The following is an 8824-nucleotide window of genomic DNA, read 5'->3' on the forward strand; positions in this document are numbered from 1 at the left end:
CGCGCCAGTCGCCGAAGGCCTTGGGCACGGCGGCGTCCAGACTGGGCGCGCCCTGCATGGCCTGCAGCCGCGGCGTCGCCAGCCAGGCGCCGCCGGCCGCGACCAGCATCAGCACGACGCCCGCGATGCAGACCCCCAGCGGCAGGCGCGGGAGGCGGTTCGGCGGTGCGCCGGACGGGGTGGGCGCCACGGGCGGCATCGGCACGGTGGAATTCGTGGTCATCGGTTTCTCCCGGCTCGGGCTTCAGGCGGCACGGCCGCGCAGTTGCAACCAGCGCAGCGACAGCTGGCGCAGCAATCCGTCCACGACGACGATCAGCATCAGCGCCGTCAGGAACAGCGCCATGCCGGAGAACTCGTGCATGAAGCCCTGCCCCACGTCGTCGCCCATGTGGTACGTCAGCAGCGCCAGGATGAGGATGCGCACGACGTTGGAGCAATACGAGATCGGGACGATCAGGATCGCCAGCGTGATGTTGCGGAACACCGATTCGTGGCGCACGACGTTCATGTAGAGCAGTCCCAGCGCCTCGAGCGTGAACAGCGAGTTCAGGCCCGCGCACGCATCGGCCACCATCAGCTGGTAGGGGCCGATCTGCAGGATCACGCCGGCACGCGCGACCGGATAGCCGAGCAGGTACATCATGTGTTCCGCACCCCAGGACGCGGCGATCTTCATCGGCTGGGTGATGAAGTCGACGATGGACGCCGGCAGCGGCACCGCGAAGAGCAGCAGGAAGAAGGCGAACCAGTAACGCTTGGCCAGGCCGGGGCCGAACAGCACGAACGCCAGCCCCAGCAGCACCGGCAGCAGCGAGCCCAGCTCCAGGATGGCCAGCTGCTGCGAGCGGCCCAGCACATAGGCAGCCAGCCCCAGCAGCAGCACCGTCCAGCCGAGGATGGGCGCGGGGCGGGCCTGGAAGGTCTCGCCCTGCCCGGCCAGGCGTTTCGTCTGGAAGTAGAAGTACCAGGCCGACAGCGCCAGCACGATCGGCCCGTGGGAGTTGCGGTCGCCCCGCCACGGTCCGTGGATGAAGTCGATGATCGTGGGCACGTACAGCGCCAGCAGCCCGGCGGCGAGCACCAGCAGCGCGACCCGGTTGGCGGCCCAGAAGCCGGGCCCGAGGCGGCCCGGACTGCCGGAAGACTGGGCGAAGAGATTGCGCGACATCACTTTCACTGCGATCCCTGCTGAAGCGTCAAGACAAGCGAAGACACGCCGGCCGGGGCCGGACGTGTCTCCATCGAAGGCTCTGCGGCCCTGAATCAGTATTGGTTCATGACGGTCCCGATGAGCGTCGTGGCGACGCCGTCGAGACTGTCGGTCAGTTCCTGCAGCGCGACGACGCGCGACTGGTTCTGACGGGCCAGCACCAGCGCCGCGCCGCAGCGCGCGGCGACGATCGCCGCGTCCGCGCCGTACTGGCCGGCCGAGGTGTCCACGATGACGTGGTCGAACTTGCCGGCCAGCTCGCGCATCAGCATGCCGAAGGCGGGGCGTTCCAGCAACTCCACCGGGTTGGGCGGCACCGCGCCGACCGGCAGGACGAACAGGCTGTTCATGCCCTCCACCTGCTGGATCACGCGCGGTTCGCTGCGTCCGGACAGGATGGAGGACAGGCCGGCCTGGTTGTTGACATCGAAGATCTCGTGCTGGCGCGGACGGCGCAGGTCGGCGTCGACCAGCAGCGTGCGGCCGCCCAGCTGCGCCAGCGTCACCGCCAGGTTGGCCGTGAAGTAGCTTTTGCCGTCCAGCGTGTCGGGGCTGATGATGGCCAGCGCGCGGCGCGCCTCGCCCTCGCGGTACAGCCGCATCATGATCTGGCTGCGGATGCCGCGGAAGACTTCCGCCTGCGACGAGAACGGCGTGTTCAAGGCCACCAGCTCGGGGCTGCGGACCTTGCGTTCGTTGGGCGCGTAGGGGTAGTGGAACTGCTTGGACAGCGCCTCCAGCACGTCCTCGGCGTTGGCGTAGCCCAGCGCCACGGCGGCCTCGCCGAAGCGGATGCCGCGCTCGCGCTGGTACTGCAGCACGCGCTCGACCTGGTCGGCGCTGAGGTTGCGGGTCTCGGCGATGATCGCGCCGATCGAGCGGTCATGCACGCCGCCGGCGGGTTTGTTGGGTGCGTCCACGGGTTTGCTGTAGGCCAGGGGTTCCTTGATGTCGGACATCACGCGGCCCCCCGAGGGGTCGCGTGTCCCAGAAGGCGGCGCTCGTTGGACGCCAGGCCGCTCGGCTGGCGCTTGCCCGGCGCGGGCAGCACGCCCAGCATCGGCAGCGGCAGCACCGCCATCACGTCGTCGGCGTCGCGCACCTTGCGGTCGCGCAGCTCCAGCAGCAGCGCCAGGCCGATCGCCAGGATCAGGCCCGCGACGAAGGCCAGCGCCGTGTTCAGCCCGACGCGCGGCGAGGCCGGCGCGCGCGGCGGCGTCGCCTCGGTCAGCACGTTGACGTTGCTCTGCGTGGTCTGGCTTTCCAGGCTGGTCTGGTTCAGGCGCGTGGTGATGTTCTCGTAGGCGCGCTGGGCGCTCTCGACCTCGCGCATCAGGCCGCTGGCCTCGTCGCGCGCCAGCTTGAGCTTGGCGACCTTCTCGCGCTGCGACTCGAGCTGGGCGCGGGTCTCGGACTCGCGCTGCTTGTTGATGTTGTTCGTCGCAGTGACCGCGCCGGTCACGCGCGAGATCTCGGTGCGCAGCTTCGCGCGGGTATCGGCCAGCGAGGCCTTGGCCTCGACCACCTGCGGGTGGTTGTCGCCGTAGCGGGTGCTGAGCTGCTGCAGCTGCGCCTCGGCGCGGCTGACGTCGGACTTGAGCTGCGACACCACCGGGTTGGCGAGCACGTCCGGCAGCGTCTCGGCGCCGCGCGCGGCCTGGCCCTGGCGGCTGCCGGACTCGGAGGACTGCGCCTGCAGCCCGACCAGTTGCGAGGACAGCTCGGACAGGCGGGCGGTCTCGACGTCCATGCGTTCGTCGCTGGCGAGGATGCCGTGTTCGCGCTCATAGACGGAGAGCTTGGCGCGCGCGGACTCGAGCTTCTCCAGCGCCGTCTTGGCCTGCACGTCGAAGTAGCCGGCGTACTGGCGCGCGGGTTCCACGCGCAGGTCCAGCGTCGTGGCCAGGTAGGCCTTGACGAAGGCGTTGGCCATGGTCGCGGCGACCTGGGGCGACGGCGACTTGTAGGTCACCATCAGCACGTTGCTTTCCTTGGACGGCTTGACGTCCATGTTGCCGCGCAGGCCGTCGCCCAGCCACTGCTCCATGGTGCCGTCGAGCTGGGCCTCCTGCCACTGCTGGCGCAGTTCGGGGAGTTCGGTCAGGCGCAGGTCGCGCACCACGCGCAGTGCCACGCGGTCGCTGGAGATCACGTCGACCTGCGTGTTCATGTAGGCCGGCGAGGCCATGCCCGGGTAGATCAGCGCCGAGACCGGATCGGGCTTGGCGTCGACCAGCACCGAGGCGGTCGCGATGTAGCGCTTGGGCAGCATCAGGCTCACGCCGAGCGCCGTCAGCGTGGTCAGCGCGACCACGAGCAGCACCAGCGACCAGCGGGCGCGAATGATGGACATCAGTTTGCTGGGCGTCACCCTGCACTCCTTCGCCGGGCCCGAGGCCCGGCACTACACATCGTCAAAGCCGGACCCGGACCGTCAGAACAGGCTCTCGCGCACGAAGATCACGTCGCCGTTGCGCAGCGACTCGTCCATCGCGGGCTTGATCTCCTGCACCTTGCCGCTGTCGTCCTTGCGGTGGACGCGGATGCCGCGGTCGGTGCCGCGCAGCGTCAGACCGCCGCCGGCGGCCAGGCCCTGCAGCAGCGTCATGCCGCGCTCCAGGCGGATCTGGCCGGGTTTCTGCACCTCGCCGTAGATGTAGACCATCGGGAAGCGGTCCACCCACAGCACGTCGCCGTTCTGCACGACGATGTCCTGCTCGCGGCCGTTCGGGCCGAACAGCGTGGGCAGGTCGATCTCGAGTCGGAAGGGCTTGCCGCCGCGCGCGCCGCTGAGCACCAGCGTGTCGCTGCCGGAGGAGGCGACGCCGCGGGCGTTGGCCAGCAGGTCCGTCAGGCGCGTGTCGGAGACTTCCAGCGGGTAGCGGCCCGGCTGGTTGACCTGACCCAGCACGCTGGCCTGGTTGCCCACGACCTTGATCACCAGGATGGTCACCTGCGGCTGTTTGACGAAGTTGCCCTTCTTCAGGCCGTCGGCGATCTTCGCCTCGGCCTCGCTGACGGTCAGGCCGCCGATGCGCACGACGCCCAGCAGCGGGAAGCTGATGGTGCCGGCTTCGGAGACACGGGTCTCGAGGGCCATGTCCGCGTTCTGGAACACGGTGATCTTGAGGGCGTCGCCCGATCCGAGGCGGTACTCCGCGGCGCCGCCGGTGGCCAGGGCGACCGGCGCGGGCGTGGCGGGACGCTGCGCGGTCTGCGCGAGCGTGCTGGTGGAGAGCACCGCGGCCAGCAGGGCCGGGGCGGCGATGGCGAGGATCGGGAAGCGACGCTGATGTTTCATTTGATGCCTAGGCCCTTGGAAAGTGCGCTGTTGTCCACCGGGCCGCTGGCGCCGGTGGGGCTGGTGTCGGAGGCGGCGGGTGCGAGCACCGGGGCCGCGGGCGTGGAGGTCGAGGCCGGCGCGGAGGCCGCCATGTCGGCGAACTTGCCGACGTATTCGATCTTGGCGTTGTCGCGCATGGCCTTGATGTCCTTGGCGACCAGCTCGGCGCGACGCTGGTTCAACAGGAACATCTCGATGGAGGCGCGGGCCTGGGCTTCGGTCGCGGGCTGGCGTTGCGAGCCGGCGAGGAAGAGCACGGTGATGCCGTTGGGCTGGCCGTTCATGATGAACTGGCCGTCCTTGAGCCGGGCGATCGCGTCGAGGTTGTTGAGCGGGATCTGCTCGGCCGAGCGCACGATCTGGGAGCCGACGAACTTGAAGTTGTCGGTCTTGAGCGCTTCGAGGAATTCGGGGAGGGTCTTGGCTCCCTGCAGCTTGGCGCGGATCGCTTCGAACTGATCCGGCTTCGCCTCGATGTTGATTTCCTGCAAGTTGTAGATACGACGCTCGGCAAAAAGTGCCGGTTTGTCGTTGTAGTACTGCTTGATTTCCTGGTCCGTCGGTTTGGCCACCGTCTCGCCGATGCGTTCAGCATAGGCCCTGGCGATGATCTCCCGCTTTGCGGTTTCGATCTGTTGCACCACGCGCGGATCGCGATCCACCTTGAGGTCCTGGGCCTTCTGGACGGCGAGTTCCTGGTCGATCAGGCGCTCGAGGATCTGGCGCGAGGCGGCGTCGACCTGCTCGGGCTTGACGTTGGGCTGGCGCTGGAGGACGAAGTTGATCTGGTGGACGGTGATCTCTTCCTTGTTCACCTTGGCCGCGGTCTGCGAGGCCTTGGCGCCGCTGCCGCCGCCGCAGGCGGCGAGCAAAACAGCGGCCAGGACGGCCGTGCAGACGGCGAGCGCCGGCGCGGTTTTCTGCGCCTGAATTCCGTGATCCCGAGTCCTCATCGCAAGCATGGTGTCGACCTTGATGTTGTGTCTGTCCGGCGGCCCCTTGAGGGGTGCTCTACGCGTACGCGAGCGGCGAGTGTAGCCCTGCACCATGACGGGACTACCCCGTTGCGGCGGGCCTCGTGGCCCCCATCCCGGGTTCGCAGGGGTCCATAGCAAGAATGGGTCCCGGGCTGGCTCGCCGGGGCGTCGAGGCCCCCGTGAACAAGGGGGGTTCTCCCTGTAAAGACGCGCTTGGAAACGCCAGTCGGCGCGTCATTGCAACGACGTGAAAAAGCCGTCAGCGGGTGAGCGTCGCATCGCTCGGCGGGCACGCCGAAACGACAAGGCCGCCGACCTTGCGGACGGCGGCCTTCGAGGGCCCGCTCACGCGCCGGCAGGCGCGCGATGGAACGGTCAGGGCAGCTTGTTCAGCGCATTCACCGCGTCGATCAGGCCGAAGCCGTCGTACAGGCTCCAGCCCTTGACCGCGGCGCCGCCCGAGAACGGGATCACGCGCGCCGCCGGCGTCGTCTGCAGGAGGCTCTTGATCTGCTTGGGCGTCAGCGAACCGGGACCGCCGGCCTTCTGCAGCATCAGCGCCGCCACCGCCGCCGCGTGCGGCGCGGCCGCGCTGGTGCCGAAGAAGTTGTTGAAGCCGTCGCCTTCGTAATCCGAGTTCGGGAAGAAGAAGGTCGTGTTGCCGCCGTCCGGCGCGGCGAAGTCAGGCTTCTTGCGGGTCTCGGGCACCGCCAGGCGGTTGCCGGCGGCGTCGAACGCGATCGTCACCGGGCCGGGGCTGCTGAAGCTCTCGAACGCGGGGATGAACGGGTTCTGCTGCGTCGCCGGGAAGCTGTAGCGGTAGGCCGCGACGCTGTTGGCGCCGGACGCCGCGCTGTGGCCGAAGGTCGTCGGGCCGCTGCGCACCTGGAACGGCGCGCCGCCCCAGCCTTCCAGGCTGACCAGGCGCACGCGCGAGGCCAGCTTGGTGCCGGCGCTGGTGCGGCCGACCATGATGCGGTAGGTACCGCTGGCGCCGCCCGACAGACCGACGATCTCCTCGCCGAAGTCCGCCGCGATGTTGTTGGTCGCGAAGGTGAAGACGCAGTTGCCCGCGGCGTTGATCAGGTAGAAGTTCAGGTCGGTCGTGACCTTGCCCTGGTAGAACAGGTCGTCCCACTGCAGCAGCAGCGTGGAGCCCGCGCCGTTGTAGTTCACCGGCAGCGCGTAGGTGCCGCCGCCGAAGTCCAGGAAGCCGCCGGCCACGTTGGCCTTGGTGCTGCCCGACGCGGGCGAGCTGGTGCAGGTGTTCAGCGACGCCAGGTTGACGTTGCCCAGGTTGGTCGGCGTGGTCGAGAAGGTCGCGACCGGCACGTCGATCGCGCCGCCACCGCCCGCCGAGCCCTGGTTGCCCGCCGACGAGAAATAGGACACCGGACGGCCCGCCAGCGTCGTGCTGTTGACGACGTCGTTGACCGCCTGCGCGACCTGGCCGTCGGAGAAGAAGGGTTCGTCGTAGTAGAAGACGTCGTCGACGATCACGTCGGCGCGGCAGGCCGCTTCCGTGCGCAGCCGGCGGATGTTGTCGGCGAAGGCGGCCTCACCCGCGAAGGCGGTGGCGAAGCACTGGTCCGCGCCCGGGGCCACGTCCTGCACGATCTGCATCATCGCGCGGCCTTCGTCGGTGTTGCTCGGGTCGGCACCGATGTCGAGGACCCACTTCGGCGGACGCAGGTCGCCGGAGGCGATGTCGTTGGCCGCGCGCACCGTGGTGAAGCTCAGCGGCGAGGCGTCATAGGAGTCCGACAGCACGCCGACGGTAATGCCCGCGCCGGTCCAGCCGGCGGCGTTGGCGACGTTGCTGCGCAGCACCGTCGAGCCTTGCGAGGTCGTCAGGCCCACGTTCTTGTGCGGACGGCGCGTCAGCTTGGCCAGGTGCAGGCCGCTGGTGCCCGACAGCGCCGCCAGCGCGGAGGTCGGCACGTAGGCCGAGATCGCGCCGTTGTTGAACGCGCGGTTGACGCCGGTCACCTGCGCGCCGGACGCTTCGAGCTGGGCCTTGAAGTCGTCGATCGAGGTGCCGGCTTCGAGGTAGATGTCGACCAGCACGCGGCCTTGCGCGTCGGACAGCGACTTGACGTAGGGCTTGATCTCATCGGTGTCGACGGCCAGCGAGCGCAGCTGGCGGCGCGACTGCTGGTCGACCAGGTCGGACAGCGCGCCGTCGAGCTTGGCGTGTTGCGCGTAGGCGCCGCCACAGGCGGCCAGGGCCAGCAGCGCGCTCAGGACGCGCAGGCGGGGGGCGGTGCGGGAGATGCGGTTGGAAGTCGTCATGGGCGGCTCCTCAGGCTTGAACGGTGGTGACGGGCTTGCGGCGGCGGATCAGGCCGGCCACGCCGAGGGCGGCGCCGGCCAGCAGCAGGCTGCCGGGTTCGGGCACGTCGGAGGCCGCGGAGGCGCTCGCGCCCACCAGCTGGATTTCGTAGTCGCCGAACTCGTTGGTCAGGCTGCTCCAGCCGGTCAGCGGGCCGGAGCCGCCGATCGCGGCGACGTTGCCGCCCTGGCCCAGCAGCGACGGGAAGATCGCCGAGCCGCCGCTCACCGGCGTGTAGCCCGCGCCGGTGATGGCCAGGTAGTACAGGCCGCTCACGGTCGGGATGTAGTTGCTCAGCGTCGACTGCGAGCCGCCGACGTCGCCGTCGTCGTCGTTGCCGATCAGGCCCTTGCCGGCCGCGTCGAACAGGTACAGGACCGTGTCGAAGAAGTTGTAGTCGATGCCCGACGCGGTGGTCGTGGCGGAGAACGCCGTGCCCGCGGTCAGGTAGATCGCGAACAGGTCCGCGTCGCCGTCGGTCGTGCCCCGGATCGCATCGATCGGACCACTGCCCAGGAAGGTCTTGGCCGTGCCGAGGGTCTCGCCGGCATCGGTGCCGCCCTCGTTGAAGACGGCGGCGGCCTGTGCGGACGTCGCCGCGCCCAGGGCCAGGGCGGCGATCGGCAGCCAGGTGTTCTTGAGGCTCTTGAAGCTCTTGATTCGCGTGAACATCGGACGTTCCCCTGAAAGGTTGGACACCCCGCGCGGCACAACCACGCTCGGTGCGGTGCTGAACAGAGGGAACGATGCACAAGCTGTGCCAAGTGTCACGAACTTTCGAGGTACCTCGCAGAAAACCCCGATGGCATCGGCACTTGCGAGCGCCGTGCGCCGTACACCCCGATACACGGGGGATCCCCGCGACGCGGGGGTGTAAAGCGGGCCGACTCCGGGTTAGCCCGGGTCGTATGACATCCACCCCCTCGCCTTGCGTCCGGGCGTCCGGGCGTCCGGGCGTC

The 8824-nt window shown here is 69.2% G+C and carries 7 protein-coding genes and 1 pseudogene; all 8 read right to left on the minus strand.

What is annotated here, in order from left to right:
• Positions 1-223: pseudogene (locus VF536_RS03190) on the minus strand (hypothetical protein); the annotation flags it as partial.
• Between the two features lie 21 nt (positions 224-244).
• Positions 245-1171: an exosortase B gene (gene xrtB / locus VF536_RS03195; protein WP_331613344.1), complete on the minus strand. Its 927-nt coding sequence runs from the start codon at positions 1169-1171 to the stop codon at positions 245-247.
• A 95-nt stretch (positions 1172-1266) separates the two neighbouring features.
• Positions 1267-2172, minus strand: coding sequence for a polysaccharide biosynthesis tyrosine autokinase (locus tag VF536_RS03200; RefSeq protein ID WP_331613338.1), 906 nt, complete (start codon positions 2170-2172; stop codon positions 1267-1269).
• Positions 2172-3584, minus strand: a complete 1413-nt coding sequence (epsF, locus tag VF536_RS03205) for a chain length determinant protein EpsF (protein WP_331613339.1) — start codon at positions 3582-3584, stop codon at positions 2172-2174. The genes VF536_RS03200 and epsF overlap by 1 nt, the downstream gene beginning before the upstream one ends.
• 63 nt (positions 3585-3647) lie before the next feature.
• On the minus strand, positions 3648-4514 hold the full coding sequence (gene epsE, locus VF536_RS03210) for a polysaccharide export protein EpsE (RefSeq protein WP_331613340.1): 867 nt from the start codon (positions 4512-4514) through the stop codon (positions 3648-3650).
• Entirely contained in the window at positions 4511-5605 is a 1095-nt protein-coding gene (locus VF536_RS03215; RefSeq protein WP_331613341.1) for an EpsD family peptidyl-prolyl cis-trans isomerase, read from the minus strand. Before VF536_RS03215 ends, epsE begins: the two co-directional genes overlap by 4 nt.
• A 303-nt stretch (positions 5606-5908) precedes the next feature.
• On the minus strand, positions 5909-7825 hold the full coding sequence (locus VF536_RS03220) for a S8 family peptidase (RefSeq protein ID WP_331613342.1): 1917 nt from the start codon (positions 7823-7825) through the stop codon (positions 5909-5911).
• Between the two features lie 10 nt (positions 7826-7835).
• Positions 7836-8537: a PEP-CTERM sorting domain-containing protein gene (locus tag VF536_RS03225; protein ID WP_331613343.1), complete on the minus strand. Its 702-nt coding sequence runs from the start codon at positions 8535-8537 to the stop codon at positions 7836-7838.
• Positions 8538-8824: the final 287 nt, after the last annotated feature.

The sequence above is a fragment of the Roseateles sp. genome (assembly GCF_036486225.1).
Taxonomy (GTDB): Bacteria; Pseudomonadota; Gammaproteobacteria; order Burkholderiales; family Burkholderiaceae_C; genus Roseateles.

Bases quoted from the DNA above. Each gene is read 5' to 3' on its own strand.
- xrtB (WP_331613344.1), bottom strand. From the start codon at position 1,171: ATGTCGCGCAATCTCTTCGCCCAGTCTTCCGGCAGTCCGGGCCGCCTC.
- VF536_RS03200 (WP_331613338.1), bottom strand. From the start codon at position 2,172: ATGTCCGACATCAAGGAACCCCTGGCCTACAGCAAACCCGTGGACGCA.
- epsE (WP_331613340.1), bottom strand. From the start codon at position 4,514: ATGAAACATCAGCGTCGCTTCCCGATCCTCGCCATCGCCGCCCCGGCC.
- VF536_RS03215 (WP_331613341.1), bottom strand. From the start codon at position 5,605: ATGGTGCAGGGCTACACTCGCCGCTCGCGTACGCGTAGAGCACCCCTC.
- VF536_RS03220 (WP_331613342.1), bottom strand. From the start codon at position 7,825: ATGACGACTTCCAACCGCATCTCCCGCACCGCCCCCCGCCTGCGCGTC.
- VF536_RS03225 (WP_331613343.1), bottom strand. From the start codon at position 8,537: ATGTTCACGCGAATCAAGAGCTTCAAGAGCCTCAAGAACACCTGGCTG.